The organism is Pseudomonas sp. CP-1 (assembly GCF_021213715.1).
Classification (GTDB): domain Bacteria; phylum Pseudomonadota; class Gammaproteobacteria; order Pseudomonadales; family Pseudomonadaceae; genus Pseudomonas; species Pseudomonas aeruginosa.
Genome location: NZ_JAJQKY010000006.1, coordinates 312,132 through 336,851, shown reverse-complemented (window position 1 = coordinate 336,851; position 24,720 = coordinate 312,132). Strand labels below are relative to the sequence as shown.

Annotated in this window: 21 protein-coding genes; all 21 read left to right on the top strand. The window is 52.0% G+C overall.

The window, feature by feature from the left end:
• Positions 1–5: 5 nt before the first annotated feature.
• The 21 genes from serC to LT948_RS15080 all read left to right on the top strand — a co-directional run bounded on the left by serC (position 6) and on the right by LT948_RS15080 (position 24,610).
• Positions 6–1,091 carry a 3-phosphoserine/phosphohydroxythreonine transaminase gene (serC, locus tag LT948_RS15180; protein ID WP_023875075.1) on the top strand — a complete coding sequence of 362 codons (1,086 nt, stop codon included), beginning with the start codon at positions 6–8 and terminating at the stop codon, positions 1,089–1,091.
• Entirely contained in the window at positions 1,091–2,188 is a 1,098-nt protein-coding gene (gene pheA, locus LT948_RS15175; RefSeq protein ID WP_003091446.1) for a prephenate dehydratase, read from the top strand. Before serC ends, pheA begins: the two co-directional genes overlap by 1 nt.
• A gap of 68 nt (positions 2,189–2,256) precedes the next feature.
• Entirely contained in the window at positions 2,257–3,366 is a 1,110-nt protein-coding gene (gene hisC, locus LT948_RS15170; RefSeq protein ID WP_003115433.1) for a histidinol-phosphate transaminase, read from the top strand.
• Positions 3,359–5,599, top strand: coding sequence for a bifunctional prephenate dehydrogenase/3-phosphoshikimate 1-carboxyvinyltransferase (locus tag LT948_RS15165; protein WP_015502628.1), 2,241 nt, complete (start codon positions 3,359–3,361; stop codon positions 5,597–5,599). The genes hisC and LT948_RS15165 overlap by 8 nt, the downstream gene beginning before the upstream one ends.
• Entirely contained in the window at positions 5,599–6,288 is a 690-nt protein-coding gene (cmk, locus tag LT948_RS15160; protein WP_003091443.1) for a (d)CMP kinase, read from the top strand. Before LT948_RS15165 ends, cmk begins: the two co-directional genes overlap by 1 nt.
• 267 nt (positions 6,289–6,555) lie before the next feature.
• Entirely contained in the window at positions 6,556–8,235 is a 1,680-nt protein-coding gene (gene rpsA / locus LT948_RS15155; protein WP_003091442.1) for a 30S ribosomal protein S1, read from the top strand.
• Between the two features lie 136 nt (positions 8,236–8,371).
• Positions 8,372–8,656, top strand: a complete 285-nt coding sequence (gene ihfB / locus LT948_RS15150; RefSeq protein ID WP_003091441.1) for an integration host factor subunit beta — start codon at positions 8,372–8,374, stop codon at positions 8,654–8,656.
• 56 nt (positions 8,657–8,712) lie between these two features.
• Positions 8,713–9,027, top strand: coding sequence for a lipopolysaccharide assembly protein LapA domain-containing protein (locus LT948_RS15145; protein WP_049875598.1), 315 nt, complete (start codon positions 8,713–8,715; stop codon positions 9,025–9,027).
• A gap of 387 nt (positions 9,028–9,414) precedes the next feature.
• Complete coding sequence (locus tag LT948_RS15140) at positions 9,415–10,452, top strand: LPS O-antigen chain length determinant protein WzzB (RefSeq protein WP_023091539.1); 1,038 nt, start codon at positions 9,415–9,417, stop codon at positions 10,450–10,452.
• 659 nt (positions 10,453–11,111) lie between these two features.
• Positions 11,112–12,425 (top strand): UDP-N-acetyl-D-glucosamine 6-dehydrogenase, encoded by a 1,314-nt coding sequence (gene wbpA, locus LT948_RS15135; RefSeq protein ID WP_004350989.1) that lies wholly within the window; start codon positions 11,112–11,114, stop codon positions 12,423–12,425.
• A 58-nt stretch (positions 12,426–12,483) separates the two neighbouring features.
• Positions 12,484–13,431 carry a Gfo/Idh/MocA family protein gene (locus LT948_RS15130; RefSeq protein WP_004350987.1) on the top strand — a complete coding sequence of 316 codons (948 nt, stop codon included), beginning with the start codon at positions 12,484–12,486 and terminating at the stop codon, positions 13,429–13,431.
• A gap of 4 nt (positions 13,432–13,435) precedes the next feature.
• Positions 13,436–14,020: an acyltransferase gene (locus LT948_RS15125; RefSeq protein WP_031627545.1), complete on the top strand. Its 585-nt coding sequence runs from the start codon at positions 13,436–13,438 to the stop codon at positions 14,018–14,020.
• Positions 14,017–15,099: a DegT/DnrJ/EryC1/StrS family aminotransferase gene (locus LT948_RS15120; RefSeq protein ID WP_016263248.1), complete on the top strand. Its 1,083-nt coding sequence runs from the start codon at positions 14,017–14,019 to the stop codon at positions 15,097–15,099. The genes LT948_RS15125 and LT948_RS15120 overlap by 4 nt, the downstream gene beginning before the upstream one ends.
• Entirely contained in the window at positions 15,096–16,328 is a 1,233-nt protein-coding gene (locus tag LT948_RS15115) for a glycosyltransferase (protein ID WP_073657130.1), read from the top strand. Before LT948_RS15120 ends, LT948_RS15115 begins: the two co-directional genes overlap by 4 nt.
• Positions 16,328–17,755: a lipopolysaccharide biosynthesis protein gene (locus LT948_RS15110; protein ID WP_009313760.1), complete on the top strand. Its 1,428-nt coding sequence runs from the start codon at positions 16,328–16,330 to the stop codon at positions 17,753–17,755. Before LT948_RS15115 ends, LT948_RS15110 begins: the two co-directional genes overlap by 1 nt.
• Positions 17,756–17,830: 75 nt before the next feature.
• Entirely contained in the window at positions 17,831–19,234 is a 1,404-nt protein-coding gene (gene wzy, locus LT948_RS15105) for an O-antigen polysaccharide polymerase Wzy (protein WP_170954378.1), read from the top strand.
• A 5-nt stretch (positions 19,235–19,239) separates the two neighbouring features.
• The gene (locus tag LT948_RS15100; protein WP_079761539.1) at positions 19,240–20,130 is read left to right on the top strand and encodes a glycosyltransferase family 2 protein; all 891 of its coding nucleotides are present in this window, start codon (positions 19,240–19,242) and stop codon (positions 20,128–20,130) included.
• Between the two features lie 358 nt (positions 20,131–20,488).
• The gene (locus LT948_RS15095; protein WP_071536450.1) at positions 20,489–21,454 is read left to right on the top strand and encodes an NAD-dependent epimerase/dehydratase family protein; all 966 of its coding nucleotides are present in this window, start codon (positions 20,489–20,491) and stop codon (positions 21,452–21,454) included.
• Positions 21,451–22,632: a glycosyltransferase family 4 protein gene (locus tag LT948_RS15090; RefSeq protein ID WP_033996104.1), complete on the top strand. Its 1,182-nt coding sequence runs from the start codon at positions 21,451–21,453 to the stop codon at positions 22,630–22,632. The genes LT948_RS15095 and LT948_RS15090 overlap by 4 nt, the downstream gene beginning before the upstream one ends.
• Positions 22,629–23,588 (top strand): UDP-glucose 4-epimerase family protein, encoded by a 960-nt coding sequence (locus LT948_RS15085; RefSeq protein WP_073657243.1) that lies wholly within the window; start codon positions 22,629–22,631, stop codon positions 23,586–23,588. The genes LT948_RS15090 and LT948_RS15085 overlap by 4 nt, the downstream gene beginning before the upstream one ends.
• Complete coding sequence (locus tag LT948_RS15080) at positions 23,585–24,610, top strand: MraY family glycosyltransferase (RefSeq protein ID WP_009313766.1); 1,026 nt, start codon at positions 23,585–23,587, stop codon at positions 24,608–24,610. Before LT948_RS15085 ends, LT948_RS15080 begins: the two co-directional genes overlap by 4 nt.
• Positions 24,611–24,720 lie beyond the last annotated feature (110 nt).

Sequence of the window (24,720 nt, the reverse complement as noted above, 5' to 3'; positions counted from 1 at the left end):
TGGATGTGAGCAAGCGAGCCTTCAATTTCTGCGCCGGTCCCGCGGCGCTTCCCGACGCAGTTCTGCAACGTGCCCAGGCCGAGCTTCTCGACTGGCGGGGCAAGGGCCTTTCGGTCATGGAAATGAGCCACCGTAGCGACGACTACGTGGCCATCGCCAGCAAGGCCGAGCAGGACCTGCGCGACCTGCTCGACATTCCCTCGGACTACAAGGTGCTGTTCCTGCAGGGCGGCGCCAGCCAGCAGTTCGCCGAGATTCCGCTGAACCTGCTGCCCGAAGATGGCGTCGCCGACTATATCGATACCGGTATCTGGTCGAAGAAGGCCATCGAGGAGGCTCGTCGCTATGGCACCGTGAATGTCGCGGCCAGCGCCAAGGAGTACGACTACTTCGCCATTCCGGGTCAGAACGAGTGGACGCTGACCAAGGACGCGGCCTATGTGCACTACGCCTCCAACGAGACCATCGGTGGCCTCGAGTTCGACTGGATTCCCGAGACCGGCGACGTGCCGCTGGTCACCGACATGTCCTCCGATATCCTCTCGCGCCCGCTCGACGTGTCCCGCTTCGGCCTGATCTATGCCGGGGCGCAGAAGAACATCGGCCCGTCCGGCCTGGTGGTGGTGATCGTTCGCGAAGACCTGCTCGGCCGCGCCCGCAGCGTCTGCCCGACCATGCTCAACTACAAGATCGCCGCGGACAACGGTTCCATGTACAACACCCCGGCGACCTACTCCTGGTACCTGTCCGGCCTGGTCTTCGAATGGCTGAAGGAGCAGGGCGGGGTGACCGCGATGGAGCAGCGCAACCGCGCCAAGAAGGACCTGCTGTACAAGACCATCGATGCCAGCGACTTCTACACCAACCCGATCCAGCCGAGCGCCCGCTCCTGGATGAACGTGCCGTTCCGCCTGGCCGACGAGCGTCTCGACAAGCCGTTCCTGGAAGGCGCCGAGGCGCGCGGGCTGCTCAACCTGAAAGGCCACCGCTCGGTCGGCGGCATGCGCGCTTCCATCTACAACGCCCTTGGCCTGGACGCGGTCGAGGCGCTGGTCGCATACATGGTGGAGTTCGAGAAGGAGCACGGCTGATGGCGGACCAAGACCAGCTCAAGGCCTTGCGCCTGCGCATCGACAGCCTCGACGAGAAGTTGCTCGAGCTGATCAGCGAGCGTGCCCGTTGCGCCCAGGACGTGGCGCGAGTGAAGACCCAGACCCTGGGCGAGGGCGAGGCGCCGGTGTTCTACCGTCCCGAGCGCGAAGCCTGGGTGCTCAAGCACATCATGCAATTGAACAAGGGGCCGCTGGACAACGAAGAGGTCGCGCGGCTGTTCCGCGAGATCATGTCGTCCTGCCTGGCGCTCGAGCAGCCGCTGAAAGTGGCCTATCTCGGACCCGAGGGCACCTTTACCCAGGCCGCGGCACTCAAGCATTTCGGCAACGCGGTGATCAGCACGCCGATGGCGGCGATCGACGAGGTGTTCCGCGAGGTCGCCGCCGGCGCGGTGAACTTCGGCGTGGTGCCTGTGGAAAACTCCACCGAGGGGGCGGTCAACCATACCCTCGACAGTTTCCTCGAGCACGACATGGTGATCTGCGGCGAAGTCGAGTTGCGTATCCACCATCACCTGCTGGTCGGCGAAACCACCAAGACCGACAACATCACCCGGATCTATTCCCATGCCCAATCCCTCGCGCAATGTCGCAAGTGGCTGGACTCGCACTACCCGAGCGTCGAGCGGGTGGCGGTGTCGAGCAACGCCGACGCGGCCAAGCGGGTGAAGAGCGAGTGGAATTCGGCGGCGATCGCCGGCGACATGGCGGCCAGCCTGTACGACCTGAGCAAGCTGCACGAGAAGATCGAGGACCGCCCGGACAACTCCACGCGCTTCCTGATCATCGGCAACCAGGAGGTGCCGCCGACCGGCGACGACAAGACCTCGATCATCGTTTCCATGCGCAACAAGCCGGGAGCCCTGCACGAGCTGCTGGTACCGTTCCACAACAACGGTATCGACCTGACCCGCATCGAAACCCGCCCGTCGCGCAGCGGCAAATGGACCTACGTGTTCTTCATCGATTTCGTCGGCCACCATAAAGAACCGCTGATCAAGGACGTCCTGGAGAAGATCGGCCAGGAAGCCGTCGCCCTGAAGGTCCTGGGCTCCTATCCGAAAGCGGTGCTCTGAGCGCGCTGTCATTCCGAAGAGACGGGTCATCGATGAATGCCCCGTCCCGCGTCGAGGCTGAACTATCCATGTCCGATTTCCTTGCCCTGGCCCAGCCGGGGGTGCAAAAGCTGTCGCCCTACGTCCCTGGCAAGCCGGTGGACGAACTGGCCCGCGAGCTGGGCATCGACCCTGCGGCGATCGTCAAGCTCGCCAGCAACGAGAACCCGCTGGGTGCGAGCCCAAAGGCGCTGGAGGCTATCCGCGCCGAACTGGCGGAACTGACCCGTTATCCTGACGGCAACGGTTTCGAACTCAAACGCAAGCTGGCCGAGCGTTGCGCGGTGGATGCGGCGCAGGTGACCCTGGGCAACGGCTCCAACGACATTCTCGACCTGGTCGCCCGTGCCTACCTCGCGCCTGGTCTGAACGCCGTGTTCAGCGAACATGCCTTCGCCGTCTACCCGATCGCCACCCAGGCCGTGGGCGCCGAGGGGCGGGCGGTCAAGGCGCGCGCCTGGGGGCATGACCTGGAAGCGATGCTCGCCGCCATCGATGGGCAAACTCGCGTGGTGTTCGTCGCCAACCCGAACAACCCGACCGGGACCTGGTTCGGTGCGGACGCCCTGGAGCGGTTCCTCGCCCAGGTGCCGGCGGAGGTGCTGGTGGTGCTGGACGAGGCCTATATCGAATACGCCGAGGGCGACGAGCTGCCCGATGGCCTGGACTACCTGGCGCGCCATCCCAACCTGCTGGTCTCGCGGACTTTCTCCAAGGCCTATGGCCTGGCTTCGCTGCGGGTCGGCTACGCGCTTTCGAGCAAGGCGGTGGCCGATGTGCTCAACCGTGTGCGCCAGCCGTTCAATGTCAATAGCCTGGCCCTGGCGGCTGCCTGCGCGGCGCTGGATGACCATGACTACCTGGCGCAGAGTCGCCGCCTAAACGATTCCGGCATGGCGCAGCTGGAGGATGGCTTCCACGCGTTGGGCCTGTCCTGGATTCCCTCGAAGGGCAACTTCATCGCCGTGGATCTGGCTCGTGATGCCGGTCCGGTCTACCAGGCGCTGCTGCGCGAAGGCGTGATCGTGCGTCCGGTGGCTGGCTACGGGATGCCGACCTTCCTGCGCGTCTCCATCGGGCTGCCGGAAGAGAACGATCGTTTCCTCCAGGCGCTGGGCAAGGTGCTGGCGCATGACTGAGGTCACGCCGCTGCAACAGTCGACCCCTAAGCTGGGCCGCCTGGTGGTGGTGGGGCTGGGCCTGATCGGCGGCTCCTTCGCCAAGGGGTTGCGGAGCAAAGGGTTGTTCCGGGAAGTGGTCGGCGTGGATCGGGATGCCGAGTCTTGCCGCCTGGCGGTGGAGCTCGGCGTGGTTGACCGTTGCGAGGAGGATCTTGGTCGCGCCTGCGTCGGCGCCGACGTGATCCAGCTGGCGGTGCCGATCCTGGCGATGGAGCGGGTGCTGGCCGACCTGGCGAATCTCGACCTGGGCAAGGCTGTATTGACCGACGTTGGCAGCGCCAAGGGCAATATCGTGCGTGCCGCGCGTGCCGCGTTCGGCGGGATGCCGCGGTACCTGGTACCGGGGCATCCGATCGCGGGTTCCGAGCAGAGCGGAGTGACCGCGGCGAAGGCGACCCTGTTCCGCCGGCACAAGGTGATTCTCACGCCCTCCGCGGAGACCGATGCCGACGCGCTGGCGCTGGTCGACAGCCTGTGGCGCGCGCTGGGCGCGGACGTCGAGCACATGGAGGTCGAGCATCACGACGAGGTTCTGGCGGCCACCAGCCACCTGCCTCACCTGCTGGCCTTCACCCTGGTCGACTCCCTGGCCAAGCGCAGCGAGAACCTGGAGATCTTCCGCTATGCCGCCGGCGGTTTCCGTGATTTCACGCGGATCGCCGGCAGCGACCCGGTGATGTGGCACGACATCTTTCTCGCCAATCGCGAGGCGGTGCTGCGTACACTGGATGTTTTTCGTGACGACCTCGACGCGCTGCGCGAGGCCGTCGACACTGGGGACGGGCACCAGTTGTTGGGCGTTTTCACGCGCGCCCGGGTAGCCCGTGAGCATTTCAGCAAAATCCTGGCCCGTCGGGCCTATGTGGACGCCATGCACAACAACGACCTGATTTATCTGGCCCAGCCGGGCGGCAGCCTGTCCGGAACCATCCGGGTACCGGGCGACAAGTCGATCTCCCATCGCTCGATCATGCTCGGCTCCCTGGCCGAAGGCACCACCGAAGTGGAGGGCTTCCTCGAGGGCGAGGACGCACTGGCAACCATCCAGGCGTTCCGCGACATGGGAGTGGTGATCGAGGGGCCGCAGAACGGCCGCGTCACCGTCCATGGCGTTGGCCTGCACGGCCTCAAGGCGCCGCCTGGGCCGATCTACCTGGGTAACTCCGGTACTTCCATGCGTCTGCTCAGCGGTCTGCTGGCGGCCCAGCCGTTCGACAGCACCCTGACCGGCGACGCTTCCCTTTCCAAGCGGCCGATGAATCGCGTAGCCAAGCCGCTGCGCGAGATGGGCGCGGTAATCGAGACGGGGCCGGAAGGCCGTCCGCCGATGACCATTCGCGGCGGCCAGCGCCTCACCGGTATGCATTACGACATGCCGATGGCCAGCGCCCAGGTGAAGTCCTGCCTGTTGCTCGCCGGGCTCTACGCCGCGGGTGAGACCTCGGTCACCGAGCCGGCGCCGACCCGCGACCACACCGAGCGCATGCTGCGCGGCTTCGGCTATCCGGTGGAGGTCGAGGGCAGCACCGCCAAGGTCGAATCCGGGCATAAGTTGAGCGCCACCCATATCGAGGTCCCGGCCGACATTTCCTCGGCAGCCTTCTTCCTAGTTGCCGCCAGTATCGCCGAAGGTTCGGAACTGGTCCTGCAGCACGTTGGCATCAACCCGACGCGCGTCGGCGTCATCGAGATCCTGCGCCTGATGGGTGGTGACCTGAGCCTGGAAAACCAGCGCGAGGTCGGCGGCGAGCCGGTCGCCGACATCCGCGTGCGCTCCGCGCGGCTCAAGGGCATCGACATTCCCGAGGACCTGGTGCCACTGGCCATCGACGAGTTCCCGGTACTCTTCGTGGCTGCCGCCTGCGCCGAGGGGCGCACCGTCCTGCGTGGCGCCGAAGAGCTGCGGGTCAAGGAGTCGGACCGTATCCAGGTCATGGCCGACGGCCTGAAGGCCCTGGGCGTGAAGGCCGAGCCGACCCCGGATGGCATCGTCATCGAGGGTGGTGCGTTCGGTGGCGGCGAAGTCTGGGCGCACGGCGACCACCGTATCGCCATGTCCTTCAGCGTCGCTTCGCTGCGCGCCAGCGGGCCGATCCGCATCCACGATTGCGCCAACGTCGCCACCTCCTTCCCCAACTTCCTCGCCCTGTGTGCCCAGACCGGTATCCGGGTCGCCGTGGAGAACAATTGATGAACGGCGCTGTACCGATGCTCGCCATCGATGGCCCCAGTGGCGCCGGCAAGGGCACGGTCGCCGGGCTACTCGCCCGGCGCCTGGGCTGGAACCTGCTGGATTCCGGGGCGCTTTATCGGCTGTTGGCGTTCGCCGCGGTCAACCATGGTGTCGACCTGACCAATGAAGAGGCGCTGAAGGTCCTGGCTGCGCACCTCGATGTGCAGTTCGTCGCTGCCGATGGCAGCCATGGGCAGCGCATCATTCTCGAAGGCGAGGAAGTGACCGATGTGATCCGTACCGAGCAGGTCGGTGCCGGCGCCTCACAGGTCGCCGCCTTACCGGCCGTGCGCGATGCGTTGCTGCAGCGCCAGCGGGCGTTCCTCGAAGCGCCGGGGTTGGTGGCCGACGGCCGCGACATGGGTACCGTGGTGTTTCCCGATGCGCCTCTGAAGATCTTCCTCACCGCCTCGGCGGAGGAGCGTGCGCGTCGACGCTACCTGCAGTTGAAGGCGAAGGGCGCGGATGTCGACCAGTCTGCCTTGCTGGAAGAAATCCGCGAGCGCGACGAGCGCGACAGCCAGCGCGCGGTCGCGCCGCTGAAACCGGCCGATGACGCGATCCTGCTGGACTCCACCGAAATGAGCATCGAGGCGGTGGTCGAGACGATCATCCGGCACTGCGAGCGGCAGGGCTGGGACGTCTGAGGTTTCGGCGCGGGAATTGACGATACAGGGGCTGGTTGCTAATATTCCAGACCTTATGTTGTGGCGTTTTGCAGGTGCGGTGAGGGTTGCCTCTCGACTTGGATGGCGCCATCGCAGAACAACCCAACTGGGCATTCCCATTCGGGAGTGCAATCAGAAGCTAGCAGGAAACCAGCAAATTGTCCTGCGGCTTCATTTAATGACTTGACCGCATTGGCTGGTGATGCGGAATCGGGCCCTTCCGGGCCTTTGACTACAGGTATGAACATGAGCGAAAGCTTCGCAGAACTCTTTGAAGAAAGTCTGAAATCCCTCGACATGCAGCCGGGTGCCATCATCACCGGCATCGTGGTCGACATCGATGGTGACTGGGTCACCGTCCATGCCGGTCTGAAATCCGAGGGCGTCATCCCGGTCGAGCAGTTCTACAACGAACAGGGCGAACTGACCATCAAGGTGGGTGACGAAGTCCACGTCGCATTGGACGCGGTAGAAGACGGCTTTGGCGAGACCAAGCTGTCCCGCGAGAAAGCCAAGCGCGCCGAGAGCTGGATTGTTCTGGAAGCGGCTTTCGCTGCCGACGAAGTGGTCAAGGGCGTCATCAACGGCAAGGTCAAGGGCGGTTTCACCGTCGACGTCAACGGCATCCGCGCGTTCCTGCCGGGTTCGCTGGTCGACGTGCGTCCGGTTCGCGACACCACCCACCTGGAAGGCAAAGAGCTCGAGTTCAAGGTCATCAAGCTCGACCAGAAGCGCAACAACGTTGTCGTTTCCCGCCGCAGCGTCCTGGAAGCCGAGAACAGCGCCGAGCGTGAAGCTCTGCTGGAATCGCTGCAGGAAGGCCAGCAGGTCAAGGGTATCGTCAAGAACCTCACCGACTACGGCGCATTCGTGGACCTGGGCGGCGTAGACGGCCTGCTGCACATCACCGACATGGCCTGGAAGCGCATCAAGCATCCGTCCGAGATCGTCAACGTTGGCGACGAGATCGACGTCAAGGTCCTGAAGTTCGACCGCGAGCGCAACCGTGTATCCCTGGGCCTGAAGCAACTGGGCGAAGACCCGTGGGTTGCCATCAAGGCGCGTTACCCGGAAGGCACCCGCGTCATGGCCCGCGTCACCAACCTCACCGACTACGGCTGCTTCGCCGAGCTGGAAGAGGGCGTGGAAGGCCTGGTACACGTCTCCGAAATGGACTGGACCAACAAGAACATCCATCCGTCGAAAGTCGTCCAGGTTGGCGACGAAGTGGAAGTTCAGGTTCTGGACATCGACGAAGAGCGTCGTCGTATCTCCCTGGGTATCAAGCAGTGCAAATCCAACCCGTGGGAAGACTTCTCCAGCCAGTTCAACAAGGGTGACCGTATCTCCGGTACCATCAAGTCGATCACCGACTTCGGTATCTTCATCGGTCTGGACGGCGGCATCGACGGCCTGGTCCACCTGTCCGACATCTCCTGGAACGAAGTCGGCGAAGAAGCCGTACGTCGCTTCAAGAAGGGCGACGAGCTGGAAACCGTCATCCTGTCGGTCGACCCGGAGCGCGAGCGCATCTCCCTGGGCATCAAGCAGCTGGAAGACGATCCGTTCTCCAACTACGCGTCCCTGCACGAGAAAGGCAGCATCGTCCGCGGTACCGTGAAGGAAGTCGACGCCAAAGGCGCTGTCATCAGCCTGGGCGACGACATCGAAGGTATCCTGAAGGCTTCCGAAATCAGCCGTGACCGCGTCGAAGACGCGCGCAACGTCCTGAAGGAAGGCGAGGAAGTCGAAGCCAAGATCATCAGCATCGACCGCAAGAGCCGCGTCATCAGCCTCTCCGTCAAGTCCAAGGACGTCGACGACGAGAAGGACGCAATGAAAGAACTGCGTAAGCAGGAAGTAGAAAGCGCTGGTCCGACCACCATCGGTGATCTGATCCGTGCTCAGATGGAGAATCAGGGCTAAGTCTCTGATCCATCATGAAAAAGGGCGGCCTAGGCCGCCCTTTTTCGTTTTCCCCTTCTTGGACCTGTTCAAAGACTGATCAGCATGCTAAAAGAGACCTGAGCTGATCTAGCCGCTTGAAAAAGAAGGGAAAACCATGACCAAGTCGGAGTTGATCGAACGGATCGTTACCCATCAGGGGCAACTGTCCGCGAAGGATGTCGAGTTGGCAATCAAGACCATGCTGGAGCAAATGTCCCAGGCCCTGGCGACCGGGGACCGGATCGAGATCCGTGGCTTCGGCAGCTTTTCCTTGCACTACCGCGCCCCGCGCGTCGGTCGCAACCCCAAGACCGGGGAGTCGGTACGCCTCGACGGCAAGTTCGTGCCGCACTTCAAGCCGGGCAAGGAGTTGCGGGATCGGGTCAACGAGCCGGAGTGATATCGGTCCATTCGGATATTGGAGTCTTCATGCTTTGGATAAGGCGCATACTGCTGATGGGTGGAGTGCTGTTTATCGCTCTTCTCGTAGTAGTTATGGTATTGGAAAACCGGCAGGTTACTCATTTCGAACTGTTCGGTTTGCTTACCCCCGAGCTGCCCGTTGTTCTCTATGTTGCCTTGGTGTTCATCTTGGGTGGTTTCATTGGCCTATTGGCCGGTTCGTCACTTTTAGCGCGAGCTAATATACGTATCAAGGCAATCGAGAAGGATCTTGCCAAGGCTCGGAAAGAGAGAGATTCCTTACTTGCTCGGCTTTCTTCATCGAGTGATGGGGATTCTGACAATGGCCTGAGGCGCAAGGACTCATAGCGGATCGACTGGTTAGAGTGGCCTTCCATCTTGATTGCGTTCTGCCATCATTTTACTTGTTACCTCCGGGCTTTTTCTTTGAAGCTGTTCCGCGATTTGAATCGTATGCTCAGCTGTACTGAGCGAGCAATCAGTCTTCAGAAAACTAAAATACTTCTTACGGAACTGAGGCGTGTTCTTGGCTGTCTATCGTAGAATTCCTTGTACAGATAATCTCTGGCACAGGGTGTGCTACTTGAGGAGGCGTCGAGATATGTTCATGTTTTTTATATGCACTCTCTTTGTCTTGGTGATAATGCACATCGGTGGAGTTGTAGCTTCTCGTTTCGAATAGCTTTAGTTCGGGGCTTGCGTGAGCTATAGAAGACAGATTATGGAGTTCCGACAATGGTAGCGTTGAAAGAAGAAAAAAACGGTGGCGGTGAAATTGATCTCGTGAGTCTTTTTCAGACTCTATGGAAGGGAAAGTGGATTATCCTGGTCGTAGCTCTTATATTTGGCATTGTTGCTGCTATATATGCCTATACAAGTAAGCCAGTTTATGAAGCCAGTATCGCCGTGTTGCCGCCCTCGCTGAGCAATGTTGCCGGTTTTAACCAGGGGCGCACCAAGGAGTCGGGTCTTCAGGCATTTAAGGTTCAGGATGTCTATTCCGTGTTCTTGCGCAATCTTCAAGCTGATGAGACTCGGCACCGCTTCTTCGAGAATGTCTACTTGCCGTCGCTAGGAGGTGAGAGGCCGGCGTCGCGCGATAGTCTCTATAGGTTATTTAATGAAAAGATCAGTATTACTCTGCCAGACAAGACCCAGCCGAGTCGCTATCGGCTAACAGTAGAACAGGAAGATCCTGAGCTGGCCGCTGAGTGGATCCGTCGCTATCTTGCCGATACGGCCGAACATTCCGTCCAAGAAATGGTTAAGAATGCGCACCGTGAGATAGAGGTCAAGGCTCGGGATGTCGATCAGCGGATCCAAACGCTACGTGAAACTGCTAAGTTACGCCGTGAAGATAGAATTGTGCAACTTAGAGAGGCTCTAAAAGTCGCGGATGCTGTGGGGTTGGAAAAGCCTCCGATGATAAGTGGGCAGGTATCTGAGCAGCTTTCGGCTATCATGAACGGTAGCTTGATGTACATGCGGGGCAGCAAGGCGCTTAGAGGAGAGATCGAGGCTTTGGAAAGTCGTGTGTCAGATGATCCTTTCATCCCTGCTTTACGAACTCTGCAGGAGCAGGAAAAACTCTATAGTAGTTTACGGGTAAACACCGACGAGGTTGCTGTGTTCCGTCAGGATGGTTCGGTTGAGACGCCCGATTCTCCCGTGAAGCCGAAGAAGCTTTTACTCGTCATGATGGGGTTGTTGCTCGGTGGTGCGGTGGGTGTCGTGACTGTCGTGTTTAATTCGCTCTATCGCAATAAGCGGTAATTATGGTTGGAATGGGCAGGGACGCCCTATCCGGCTGTGCCTCTCATAAAATAAGCCATATCATTCGATATTTTCCCTTTATTTTCTTCGAGCCCATGGCCTTTTCTGGAAAATGTAAGCACTCCTTTTGTTAAGTAGGTGGAGAAGCTGGAACACTTTTCTATTGAAGGGGATGAGCAGTGATCCTGCATTCATTTTCGCTCCGGATAACGTTGTTGAATGGATGGTAGCGCCTCTAGCGTCCAACGGGGAACGCTGCGGTCTAGTCAATTTTTTGACTATTTCTGCGGTCAGTAGCCAGCAAGGCTGGGGCTCGATCATGGGATTCTTCCAGAGTCAAGCAGCTTATCGAAGGAAGAGACTGTATATAATCGAACGGATTGGCGGTATGGCTCGTGTTGCCAGTGATGCTAGCTGTGACAAGGCAGGTAGGTTACCCTTTGCCTAGCGGGGCGAGCCTTGTACTTCAAAGGGCTAGCCTTGGAGTACAAGGCGCAAGCAGATATCTTGCTAGCCAGGTCAAAGATACCTGCATCCTGTCAAATGCGCTGTAAGGGAAACAGGGAGTGTCGGGTGGGTTTGGCTAGCGACTCCCTGTTCTGTAGTCATGATAACAGGTGGTTCATATAGGTCCTGTTACTACTTGCTGAGATGGAAATATGGAAAACCTGAGAGAAAAAGTTACTAGAAAGTTCAAGGATAAAGAGGCTCTTGTCGGGATCGTGGGGTTGGGCTATGTCGGACTCCCGCTTATGTTGCGTTATAATTCGATCGGTTTTAGAGTGCTTGGCATTGATATCGACGCCGAAAAAGTTAGAAGGCTGAATTCCGGTGAAAGCTATATTGAGCATATATCCGCGGAAAGCATTTCTCACGCTTGCTCTTCTGGTTTTGAAGCTACGACCGATTTCTCTCGGGCAAAAGAGTGCGACGCACTTATTCTTTGTGTTCCGACCCCGCTGAATAAATATCGCGAGCCGGATATGAGTTTTGTGGTTAATACGACGGAAGCTATTAAGCCGTATCTGCGTGAAGGACAAGTCGTCTCTCTTGAAAGCACAACCTATCCAGGTACCACTGAGGAGGAGCTGCTACCCAGGGTTCAGTCCGATGGGCTGGTCGTTGGGAAAAGTATATTTCTAGTCTATTCGCCAGAGCGTGAAGATCCAGGTAATCCGAATTTTGAAACCCGCACTATTCCAAAGGTAATTGGGGGGCATACCCCGGAATGCCTGGAAGTTGGAGTCGCTCTTTACGAACAGGCTATAGATAAAGTAGTTCCAGTGAGCTCTACCAAAGCTGCGGAAATGACCAAATTGCTGGAAAATATTCATCGCGCGGTGAATATCGGCCTGGTCAATGAGATGAAAGTAGTCGCGGACCGAATGGGTATCGATATTTTTGAAGTGGTAGATGCTGCAGCGACCAAACCTTTTGGATTTACCCCTTATTATCCAGGGCCTGGTTTGGGAGGGCACTGTATTCCCATCGATCCTTTCTACCTGACCTGGAAAGCACGCGAATATGGCCTGCATACTCGCTTCATCGAACTTTCTGGTGAAGTCAACAAGGCTATGCCGGAGTATGTAGTCAGTAAGCTAATGGATGGGCTGAATGAAAGAGGCAAGGCTCTTAAAGGCAGTCGCGTCTTGGTGCTGGGTATTGCCTATAAGAAAAACGTAGATGATATGCGTGAGTCTCCTTCGGTTGAGATCATGGAACTGATTCAGGCCAAAGGAGGCATTGTCTCTTATAGCGATCCCCATGTTCCCAGTTTCCCCAAAATGCGTGAGCATCACTTTGATCTTGCTAGTGAGCCTCTGACTGCCGAAAGGCTTTCTCGTTTCGATGCGGTTGTGTTAGCAACTGATCATGATCGGTTTGATTACGATCTTATCCATGCTCACGCCAGCCTGGTTGTAGATAGTCGTGGAAAATATCGGGCGCCATCGCAGAAGGTAATCAAAGCCTGATCCCACAGTAGTCAAGTAGCTACTTGGCTGCGGACATTGACTTCGTCAGAGATATTTCATGAAACGTTTTGCTCTCATTGGTGCTGCTGGTTACATTGCCCCCAGGCATATGCGCGCTATCAAAGATACCGGAAATGTATTGACATGTGCCTATGATATCAATGATTCCGTTGGGATAATCGATAGTATCTCTCCGCAAAGTGAGTTCTTTACGGAGTTTGAGCGATTTTATGACTATGCTTGGCGATTAAAGCGTAGGCCTGAGCAAGCTTTAGACTTTGTCTCTGTCTGCTCGCCTAATTACTTGCATCATTCCCATATCACAGCAGGTCTCCGTTTGGGTTGCGACGTGATCTGTGAAAAGCCTTTGGTTCCTAGTTCTGAATTGCTCGATGATCTTGCCATTGTCGAGCATGAAACCGGTCGTCGGCTTTGGAATATTCTCCAATTACGTCATCATACAGCAATTCTTGATCTGAAGAAGAAGGTGGAAAATGGCACCAAAACCCACAAGCATGAGGTTGACCTGACCTATATAACTAGCCGCGGCAAGTGGTATATGGAAAGCTGGAAAGGCGATCCCAGAAAATCCTTTGGAGTGGCCACGAATATTGGTGTGCATTTCTACGATATGTTGCATTTCATATTCGGTAGGTTGCAAAGAAATGTTGTTCACTACTCAAATGAATCTAAGGCAACAGGTTACCTTGAGTATGAAAATGCGCGAGTGCGCTGGTTTCTTTCCATCGATGCCAATGATCTTCCCGCCTCTGTGAAGGGTAAAAAACCTACTTATCGCTCGATTACTTGTGATGGCGTAGAAGTCGAGTTTTCAGAAGGTTTTACCGATCTGCATACGCTCAGTTATGAGTCGATTCTTGTTGGGGGAGGCTTCGGAATCGAGGAGGCACGTCATTGCGTAGAGACAGTGGAAACCATTCGCTCCCTCAAAGCAGTAAAAGCTGAAAATGAAGAAGGTCACCCATTCTTGGCTAAATTGGTGTGATGTTATGGGGTTTTATCAGCACGATAGCGCAATTGTTGACGAAGGGGCTCAAATTGGAGACGGTTCTCGAATTTGGCACTTCGTGCATGTGTGTGCAGGGGCTAGAATTGGCAAGGAAGTTTCTCTAGGCCAAAATGTGTTTGTTGGAAATAAAGTATCCATTGGTGATCGATGTAAAATTCAGAACAACGTATCTGTCTATGACAATGTTACTCTAGAGGAAGGGGTCTTTTGTGGACCGAGTATGGTATTTACAAATGTCCATAATCCACGTTCGCTAATTGAGCGAAAAAGTGAGTACCTGAATACACTGGTGAAACGTGGCGCTACCTTGGGAGCCAACTGCACCATTGTCTGTGGGGTAACTATCGGTTCCTTTGCTTTTATTGGGGCTGGAGCTGTAGTCACGTCAGATGTGCCATCATATGCGTTGATGGTAGGTGTTCCCGCACGACAAGTTGGTTGGATGAGCGAGTACGGTGAAAGACTTGATTTGCCGGTGAATGGAAAAGGTAAGGCTACTTGTCCACATACTGGGGATACGTATCGACTGTCTGCAGATGGACTGGTGAAGGAGTTGGTGGCGTGATTGACTTTATTGACCTGCGGGCGCAGCAGGCACGTATTAAAGATAAGCTCGACCTCGCAATTGCCCGGGTACTTGAGCATGGACAATATATACTTGGTCCCGAGGTGGCTGAGTTAGAGCAAAAGCTGGCCGATTATGTCGGGGTTCGGCACTGTATCAGTGTAGCTAACGGGACAGATGCCCTGCAGATTGCGCTGATGGCATTGAATGTAGGGGCTGGCGATGAAGTTATTACCCCGGGATTCAATTATATAGCCACTGCGGAAACAGCTGCATTACTAGGGGCAACACCGGTTTATGTCGATGTTGACCCTCGCTCATATAATCTAGATCCAAAGCTGCTGAAAGCAGCTATCACAGCAAGAACTAAAGCGATTATTCCTGTATCGTTGTATGGGCAGTGTGCCGATTTTGACGAGATTAATGAGATTGCAGCGGAGTATGGTATCCCTGTTATTGAGGATGCTGCTCAGAGTTTTGGTGCAATCTATAAAGGAAGGCGCTCCTGTAGTTTGACTAAAATTGCATGCACCAGCTTTTTCCCTAGTAAACCATTGGGTTGTTACGGTGATGGTGGAGCAATTTTCACGGAAGATGACGGCTTGGCCGAGGTTATGCGCCAAATAGCTCGACATGGCCAAGACCGTCGCTATCATCATATCCGGGTGGGAGTAAATAGCCGCCTTGATACCTTGCAGGCAGCTATCCTTCTTTCAAAGATGGAAGTTTTTGATGAGGAAATGCAGTTACGCCAAAGAGTAGCACAACGTTACAGTTCTTTATTGCAGGCTGCAGGGCTTGACTCTATGCCTTACATTGAACCGTATAATGTTAGTGCTTGGGCTCAATATACTATTCGTGTGAATGAGCGGTATAATGTTCAGAGCTATCTTAAAGATGCAGGTATCCCAACTGCTGTTCATTATCCTATCCCCCTGAATAAACAGCCGGCGGTTTCTAACGACAAAGCATATCTGCCAGTTGGGGATATGGTTGCAGAAGAGGTATTGAGTCTTCCAATGCACCCTTATCTCACTGACGAAGCAATTGAGACTATTGTTAAGGCTCTCGTCAAATGAGCAGTATTCTCATACTTACAAATGCTTTCCCTTATTATCCTGGGGAGCAATTTATTGAAGATGAGATAGCATTTTGGGCTGAGAGTTCATTTTCCGAGGTGTATATTTTGCCCGCCACTTCCGGAAAAGATAGAAGATGGCTGCCTGAGAATATAACGCTCTCAACCCCGATTCAAGAAAAATCGAGATTGAATTTGATTTTTAGAGCGCTTATTTCCGCTGTCTTCATAAAAGAGATTCGATGTTTGATAAAAGCAAGGGAGTTCAGCTTTTTAAAATTATATTATGCATTAAAAGCGTCGGCATTGACCAAGTCATCTGAGTTGGCGTTGCGCCAATTCGTATCCAATAATGGAAAAATCGATGTCGTTTATTGTTATTGGAATGATGTACAAGCTTACGCTTCTTGTTTGCTGAAGCAGGAAGGGTTAATCGGTAAAGTAATCTCTAGAGCTCATGGGTTCGATCTTTACGAAGAGCGACGCGCGCATGGTTATATGCCTCTGAAGCGACAGTTTGTTGATTGTTTTGATGCCGTATTTCTTCTTTCCGAACAAGGCAGAAATTATTATCAAGAGCGCTATTCTGCAGCCGATGAAAAACTCAAGATTTCTAAGTTAGGTGTACCCATTCCCAAAGGTGGTTCAAAAGTAAGTGAGGAGGGACTCCATCTGGTCTCTCTTTCTTCATGTATTCCTATAAAAAGAATTGACAAAATCATTTCCACTGTGAGGCTTCTTGCCCTTGAACACCGCTCCATTAAAATAAAGTGGACCCACTTGGGAGGAGGAGCTTTGAAGCTTGATCTCGAGTCTCTAGCCAGGACGGAACTAGGAGAGCTTGAGAATGTAAGTTTTCACTTTATGGGAGAAGTCGAAAATAAAGAAGCGAAAGCTTTTTTCCTAAATAATGCTGTTGATTTCTTTATTAATGCAAGCGAGTCGGAAGGTGTGCCGGTTTCCATTATGGAAGCGATGAGCGCTGGCGTTCCTGCAATTGCTCCTTGTGTAGGTGGAATCAGATCTCTGATAGATAATGGTTGTGGGCGGTTGCTTTCTGAAAACCCTACTCCCGAAGAGTACTGTAGCTCAATTTCCAAACTCTATCTGGGAGGAGACAGGAAAACAATGCGGGAAACGGCACGTAAAAAAATAGAGAAAGATTTTAGTTCTGAGCAGAACTATAGGTCTTTTATAAAAGAAGTAGAATATTTAGTAGAAGAAAAATAATGGTTTCTCGGAAGATAGCGGTTTTTGCTATAGGCTCTATCGGGTCGGCTGTTCTTGGTCTGATAACGCTCCCTATAATTACTTGGTTTTATTCCGCTGAAGATGTTGGCCGAATTGCAATGCTTCAAGTTGCCTCAAACTTCTGTGTTCTCCTTTTTTGTCTAGGGTTGGATCAAGCCTATGTGCGTGAATATCACGAAGAAAAAAATCGCTCGGCATTATTGAAATCTTGTCTTTTCCCCGGGTTGTTTTTTTTGCTTTTGTCTTGTTCTTTTTTGTTTTTTTATGATGCATCGATACTTTCTGATTTTATGTACGAGAAAAGCGATGGTCTACTTGCCTATCTGACAATGCTTTGTTTTGTTTTTGCATTGGTTTCTCGCTTCCTCTCCCTGATTCTGAGAATGCAGGAAAGAGCTCTTGCGTTCTCTTTGACTCAGATATCGCCTAAAATTCTTTTTTTGATCGTCATTGCGTCATTTTTTGTTTTTTCCATACCGGCCTCTTTTGTAAGTTTATTAGTGGCGCAAGCAATATCTATGTTTACGATCATGTCTATTTTTGCTTGGAATACCCGTGGTGAATGGAGACCATGGAATGCCTATACGTTGTACAAGACACAGTTTCATGAGTTGTTGCGTTTCGGTCTACCATTAGTTGTGGGCGGAGTGGCGGCATGGGGACTGTATGTCATGGATAGACTCTTTTTGCGTGCCTTCTCTACCTTTTCAGAGTTGGGGATATATTCAGTAGCGGTGAGTATCGCAGCAGGTGCTGGTATTCTTGGAAACATTTTTACGACCATATGGTCTCCAACGGTCTTCAAATGGGCTGCCGAGGGGGTTGATGAAAAGAAAATTGATGAAATATCGGAGCATGTACTGGCGTGCGTTTTCTATATATTTATAATAAGTGGGCTGTTCTCTTGGATGGTTCCACTTTTTTTACCTGAAGCATATGCGCCCATACAGTACATGATAACAGTATGTGTGGCCTCTCCCTTACTTTATGCTCTCTCAGAGGCAACGGCGATCGGCATCAGCATTTCTCGCCGAACCGGTCTTTCTATGCTGTCTTCTATTTTAGCTGCGTTAACTAGCTTCGGTGGTAATTATCTGTTGGTTCCTCTCTATGGAGCAGCTGGTGCAGCGGTAGCTACTGCTGTTGCGTTTTGGGTTTTTCTATTCTGCCGAACTGAGTTTTCGTGTTCGGTGTGGCGTAAGATACCTAGGCTTAAGCTTTATATGGTTACCTCTTTCTGCACTTTGACAAGCTCATTGATTTTGCTCTCCGAAGAAAAAAATCAGGCTCTTATCTTGGTTTTCTGGGCATTACTTGGATTGAAAGGAGCTTTCCTTTTCCGAAAATCTATTGGGCTTCTTCTTTCGGTGCTTATTTCTCACTATAGGAAAAGAAAAACATGTTGAGCAGAGGGCTGGTGATTTTATTCTGCTCTATGATGTTTAAAGAGGGTTCACTTTATGGTTAATCAAGGGGGCGTTGTGATCAAGAGCTCTAAAACTTTGCTCTTTGGCTTCTTGATTCTTGTTTTCCTTTTTGTCTGTTACTTTTTTAGTTTTGATGTAAGCTCCTATGTTGATGAGCTTTCGATAGCTTTTATAGTGCTTGCGCTTTTTGTTTATATTTTTCTCTCATTCCTTTCTTTAGGGTTTAAGCCCACCTCTTTGACAGTTCTTTTTTTTGTATCGACGGCTGTGTTCATTTTTGGGCGTTTTTTTTCAAAAATATTGAATCCCGATGTTGATATTTTTGCAATAGACTTTTTTGCTACATATAAACTAGCTCCTTATGATGGGGTGAGGCTTGGCTTTTTATCGATGATATTCCTGTTTTCAATGTATATGGGAGCTGTGCTGGGGCGGGATATCAAGTTTAAGCTAGGTAGTTCTGGCGGTGTAGAGGAAGGAGGGGGGCATTTCTCTCCCATGCTTCGCATGGTTATCTTTTTCTTGGTTGTCATTATCTGCTCGATAAATCTGTATGTAGAATACAGGAATTATGTGATTTCGTCATCTGATGGTTATCTGTCCCTATATTCTTTTCAGGGCGAGGCTTATGCCGGTGGTAAGTTTTTTAAAAGCCTCTTCTATATTGCACTTGGTTTGAGCTACTCATTTTGTCTAGAGCGTGAGAAGAAAATAATAATACTCTCGTTGTTTGTCATGGGGCTTTTGTCTTTGCTCGCAGGACAGCGAGGAGGGTTTGTTATTTCTCTATTCATGCTGCTCTGGGCATATGGAATAAACCATAAGGTCAGCTGGTTTGGCGTACTGGCTGCCTTTTCTTTGTTTTTTCTCAGCCTGGTTTTGTTTGGCTCTTTAAGTGCAAGGAGTTTGGCCGTTAATTTAGATAGTGGTTGGTTAGGGTTTGTCTCCAAGTTTCTATATGATCAGGGGATATCCTTGATGGTCTTTGATGTTTCTACTAAGGTTTCTGACTATCCTCTGGTGGCTACGATTCAGAATTTTGTCCCTGGTGCGTCTAGGCTTGCATCAATCTTCTATGACTTGCGCATGCAAGACGTGAGTTATGCAGACTATCTTGCATATCACCTCGATCCTGTTACATATCTCGGAGGGCTAGGTTTGGGATGGAGCCTACCTAGTACGTTTTATATATGGTCGTTCGAGCAGGTTTTTCTATTTTCTGCCTTTTCAGCATGCTTTGGTTTCTTGTTGAAAACCCTAGATAACAAGACCCTTTCCAGTTCATTTTTTCTGGGCCTGGCGGCTTGCCTGGTTTCGGTGATTATCATTCTTCCTAGAAGCCAGTTCTCTAATGTTATTCCTCTGGCGATATATTTTTGTGTATTTTTTCCCGTTTTTTCGGCTTTCGCAAAAAAGTCAAAACATATTATGAGTAGCCCGGTTAGCGATAGAGGATAAAGGACATGGGTGTAGATGTTTCAATTTTGATGCCGGTCTATAATGAAGTTTTGCATCTTGAAGAGGCTCTCCAAAGTATTTCTGAGCAGGGTGAAAAGCTTTCTATTGAGGTCGTCTGTGTTGATGATTTTTCTACGGATGGGACGTGGCAGTTGATGGAGCAGCTGCGGAATAAATATAATTTTCTCAAGTGCTATAAGAATGAAAAAAAAGGTAAGAACAATGCCTTCAATTTTGCCTATGAGAGGTCTAGTGGAGGTGTTGTGGTGTTGTTGGCTGGTGACGATAAACTTGTACCTAACACCTTGAGAGCGCGAGTAGATCCAGTACTGGATCAAGATGAGAACTTTATTACTCTCTGTAAATATAGAACTTTTTCAAAAACTAAGTACCTAGATGGAATGGTTTTTCCTAAAGATAGAGAGTTAGGTTCTCTTTCGGGGGGGGCAATAGCTTTCAATAGAAGATTTGCTGAGAGAGTCTTTCCTATTCCGCCTGTTCTTGGAAATGAGGATATGTGGATTAAGTGTCACGCCACCTATGCTGAAGACGTGAATGTTATCCATGTTCCAGTTGTTTCTCTGTTATATCGTTTGCATGATAATAATTCTTTAAAGAGAGATGTTGGGTTTTCTAAAAAAAACGAAATGATTTCGAAGAGATCCATTGTTTATAGTGTTTATCTAGAGAGATACAGAGGAGAGCTCTCGGTAGCGGTCTCCGCTTCGTTGGCTAAACTCGCTGCTTTAGAAACTCTTCGTGCAAATCGATCCATTCTCAGCATTCTCTTCTTCAAGAATATTCCTCTTGTCGATAAGCTTCGAGCTATTGTTTATGCTTCGCCGTTGCTCCATTGGATTCATATTAGGCTGTTAAGATGGACCTCAAGAACTTGATTTGATTAAGTTAAAATCATACCTCTGAGGCTTTTGTAGGAGCTTGCGATATAACAAGGATGGAGTGATTTTGAAGATCACATATATCTTGAATCGTTCGGACTTCATGGGAGATGCCAATGTACACTTGCTTGACCTCGCTCATGGGGCTCGGCAGGCTGGCCATGACGTTACAATTCTTGTAGGCAGGGATGGGGTCTTCTTTAAAAGTGTGAGAGAAAGAGGGATTTCTTGCTTTCCTTTGAAGCATATAAAGAGAGACATTGAACTAGTATCTGATCCATTCGAGACTTGGCTGCCCAAGGGTTATTGGGATAGTTGGGGCCGAGGCGAGTTGAGATAGTCATTGGGATATAACATGAACATTTTGGTTACTGGTGGTGCCGGCTTCATTGGAAGCAAGGTGGTTTCGGAGCTGCTGAAGCGGGGTATGAATGTCCGAATCTCCTCAAGGAAGATGCAATCCATCGTTGGGGTTGATTGTGTGAAAGTCGACCTCCTCAACAGTGAGGTCGATCTCGACTTCCTGGTGTCCGACTGTACGGTTATTCTCAACTGCCTCGGAGAGCTTCAGGATGAGAGCAAGATGCATGCTCTTCACGTCGAGGCAACAGAACGGCTGATCATTGCTGCGAAAAGAAGTGCTCGCCAATCTGGTATGCCAGTGCATTGGGTCCAACTAAGCAGTGTGGGTGCATACGGTCCTGTTCTGGAAAAGGCCAACTCCGAGCGTATTGTCACGGAGGAAACCGCTTCTGCTCCGGTAGGAGTTTATGAATGCACCAAGACGCTTGCCGATGAACTGGTGATGTCTTCCGTCGAAAATGGTGTTTTCAGCTATTCTATTTTGCGGCCGTCCAATGTATATGGTTCAGGAATGCCAAACGGGTCGTTGCGTCAATGGGCGCGATTGATCAAGGCGCACTGTTTTTTCTATGTGGGGCCCCCAGGATCAGTTTCTACCTATGTACATGTTGACGATGTTGTCGAGGCACTTCTGCTCTGCGCATTTGAGGAAAGAGCGAAGAATCAGATATTCAATATTTCCAATGATTGCACACAAGAGAGCCTAGTGGAGGCGATGGCAGGATTGCAGGGAGTCTCTCCACCTTTTTTGCGCTTCCCAGAAGCGTTGGCGAGAATGATCGCCTTCGTTTTTTCGGGGATAAAGATGTTTCCTCTGACATCATCTCGTATAGATTCCTTGGTGGCGCGCACTCATTACTCGTGCAATAAGTTGAACCATATATTAGGTTATGTGCCTAGTCGTGATATAACAAAAGAAATATCTGAAGTTATTCTCGATAAGGAAGGCCGGCGTTGAGCTATTTCAATTCAAAGGGGGTTGAGGGCGTGCGCATCGCCAGGGTCTCTACTGTGACTTTTTTTGTTGAGACCCAATTGAGAGCTCAAATTTCCGCACTTGCCCATGCGGGTGCCGAGATCACGATTGTTGCTAGTGAAAAAGAGCTTTCTAAAGATATTGATAATTGTCGTTATGCTTCTATTGTAATTCCAAGAAAAATTTCTCCGCTTAGCGATCTCCTGGCTTTGTATAAACTCTGGCGATTTTTTCGAAAAGAGCGGTTTGACATCGTTCACTCTACCACTCCAAAGGCAGGTTTGTTATGTGCGCTAGCAGGAAAGCTTGCCTTCGTACCCATCCGTTTGCATACTTTTACGGGGCAGCCTTGGGTGGGTTTAAAAGGTTTGAAATATCTTCTTTCCAAGGGCAGTGACAAGCTTATAGCGCTTCTCAATACTCATTGCTATGCGGATAGTATTTCGCAGCGCAAATTCATCATCGATAGCGGTGTTGCAAATGATGACGATATCTCGGTTATTGGTGAAGGATCGCTTGCCGGAATTGATCTGAAACGTTTCGCGGCTTCGCGTTATAGCTTGAATGAAAGAGATTCTCTGAAAGCTTCCCTGGGTATCGGAAGAGCCTCGAAGACTCTGCTTTTTGTTGGGCGTCTTACTCAAGACAAGGGTGTTTTGGAGTTATTGACGGCTTTTGAGAGCTTAGTCGGAAATCATGATGTTTTTCTTATGCTCCTTGGGCCGCATGAGATGAGCGAAGAAGAGCTTTTGGCCGGTTTCTCTAGTGATCTCAAGGAGCGACTTATTCTTTTGGGGTTTTCCGATGAGCCGGAAAAGTTCATGGCTATAGCGGATGTGCTGCTCCTGCCTAGCTACAGGGAGGGTTTCGGTACTGTGGTGATCGAGGCCGCGGCCATGGGGGTGCCGACTATCGGTTCGGATATCTATGGTCTGAGCGATGCCATTGTCAATGGTGAGACAGGCCTGCTTGTGCCAGTGAAAAACTCTCAAGCGTTGGCTGCGGCAATCGATCAGCTATTAGGTGATGAGCGACTCTGCAAGGAACTGGGAGAAAAGGCTCGGATTCGAGTGGAGAAAGAATTTTCCAGTCAACGTATTAGCAATCTTTTGATTGGAGAATATACACGGTTGCTGGAGAAAGACAGGGGAGACTCATGAGCAGAATCCTGGTGACAGGGGCCTCAGGTTTTGTTGGAAGGGCTTTGTCGGAGCAGTTGCAGCGTCTGGGGCATGGAGTCATTGCCGCTGCACGAAGCACATCCTCTCGCATTCCTTCTTCTGTACGGTCTGTATTGACTGGTGACCTGTGTCCCGATACTGACTGGTCCGAGGCCTTGCAGGCGGTAGATATCGTTATTCATGCCGCGGCACGCGTCCATGTGATGAATGAAACGCTTGCCGATCCACTTCAGGAGTTCCGCAAGGTGAATGTGGAGGCAACCTTGAACTTGGCGCGACAGGCTGCGAGCAAGGGGGTACGGCGCTTCATATTTATCAGTTCAATAAAGGTCAATGGAGAAGCTACAGAGGATGGGCGTCCATACAGAGCCGATGACGAACCCCGGCCGATTGACCCCTATGGCCTGTCTAAGCTAGAGGCGGAGAGAGGTCTTCTGGATCTGGCAGCAAGAACTGGAATCGAGGTGGTTATAATTCGCCCGGTCTTGGTTTATGGTCCAGGCGTCAAAGCCAATTTTCTCAACATGATGAAGGTTATTAATAAGAGAATTCCGCTTCCCTTCCTTCTGGTTGACAATCGAAGAAGCTTGGTGGCGTTGACCAACCTTGTCGATTTGATCACCTCCTGCCTTGAGCACCCTTCGGCCGCCAATCAAGTATTTTTGGTAAGCGACGATGAAGATCTTTCCACGAGTGAACTTTTAAAACGCATGGGGATTGCATTGGGTGCGCCTGCCCGGCTGCTTCCTGTGCCTGTTTTTCTTATGAAGTTTATAGCAAGAATGCTTGGTAAGGGTGCTTTCTCCCAGCGATTGCTTGGGTCTTTGCAGGTTGATATAAGCAAGACAAAAGAACTTTTGGCTTGGCATCCACCTTTGAACGTCGATGAGGCTTTGAAGGAGACGGCGCGCCACTTTCTGGATTCTAAAGAATGAATTTAATAATTATTCTTCCTATAATAGCTGCCTTGGCTTTCCTGCTGACGGCAATTTTGCGGAGATATGCGCTGGCCAATAGCGTGATTGATGTACCCAACGACCGTAGCTCCCATTCCATGCCTACTCCACGGGGAGGAGGCGTCTCTATAGTGATAAGTTTTTTGCTGGCAATACTGCTTCTGGGTTTCTTAGGGGTTGCCGATTGGACTTTTGTGATTGCATTATTCGGGGCGGGCCTTGGTATCGCTACTATTGGCTTCCTTGACGACCATGGACATATCGCTGCCCGCTGGAGGCTTCTCGGGCATTTTGCAGCTGCATCCTGGATACTTTATTGGCTGGGCGGTTTTCCTCCGCTGCTTCTTCTAGGTACCACCCTTGATATGGGGTGGTTTGGTCATATATTGGCCGCCATATACTTGGTTTGGATGCTTAACCTCTATAACTTCATGGATGGAATCGATGGAATTGCCGGTATAGAAGCCATAACCGTTTGCCTTGGCGGTGTACTGCTTCTTTTCTGCCTGGGAAAGGGGCTGGATAATGAAGGGATTTGGGTTCTTGCCGTGCTTGCAAGTGCCGTTCTGGGCTTTTTGATTTGGAACTTCCCTCCGGCAAAGATATTCATGGGAGATGCGGGAAGCGGATTCCTGGGTGTCGTTCTGGGGGCGCTTTCCGTCAAGGCAGCATGGGTGGCCCCGGAGCTTTTTTGGAGTTGGCTGATTCTTCTGGGTATTTTTGTCGTCGATGCAACATTTACTTTATTACGAAGACTTCTTCGTGGGGATCGCATTTATGAAGCCCATCGGAGTCATGCGTATCAGTACGCATCTCGATACTTCGGAAAGCATTTGCCTGTCACCTTGGGAGTTTTCTTCATAAATGTTCTCTGGCTCTTTCCATTTGCTCTGGCAGTTGGGTTGGGAATGGTCGATGCGCTACTAGGTGTGTTTGTTGCATACTTGCCTCTGATCTTGATTGCCGTGAGGTTTCGTGCCGGATCGCTGGAGACGGTTTGACTTCTGGAACCTTTCGCACCCCTCTTGAGCCTAACCCAGGCCTGGTGTGACGTTTCAGTGCTTGTCTCTATCTGGATTTGCTAATCTGGTTACGCTTGTGAGCTGTTTAG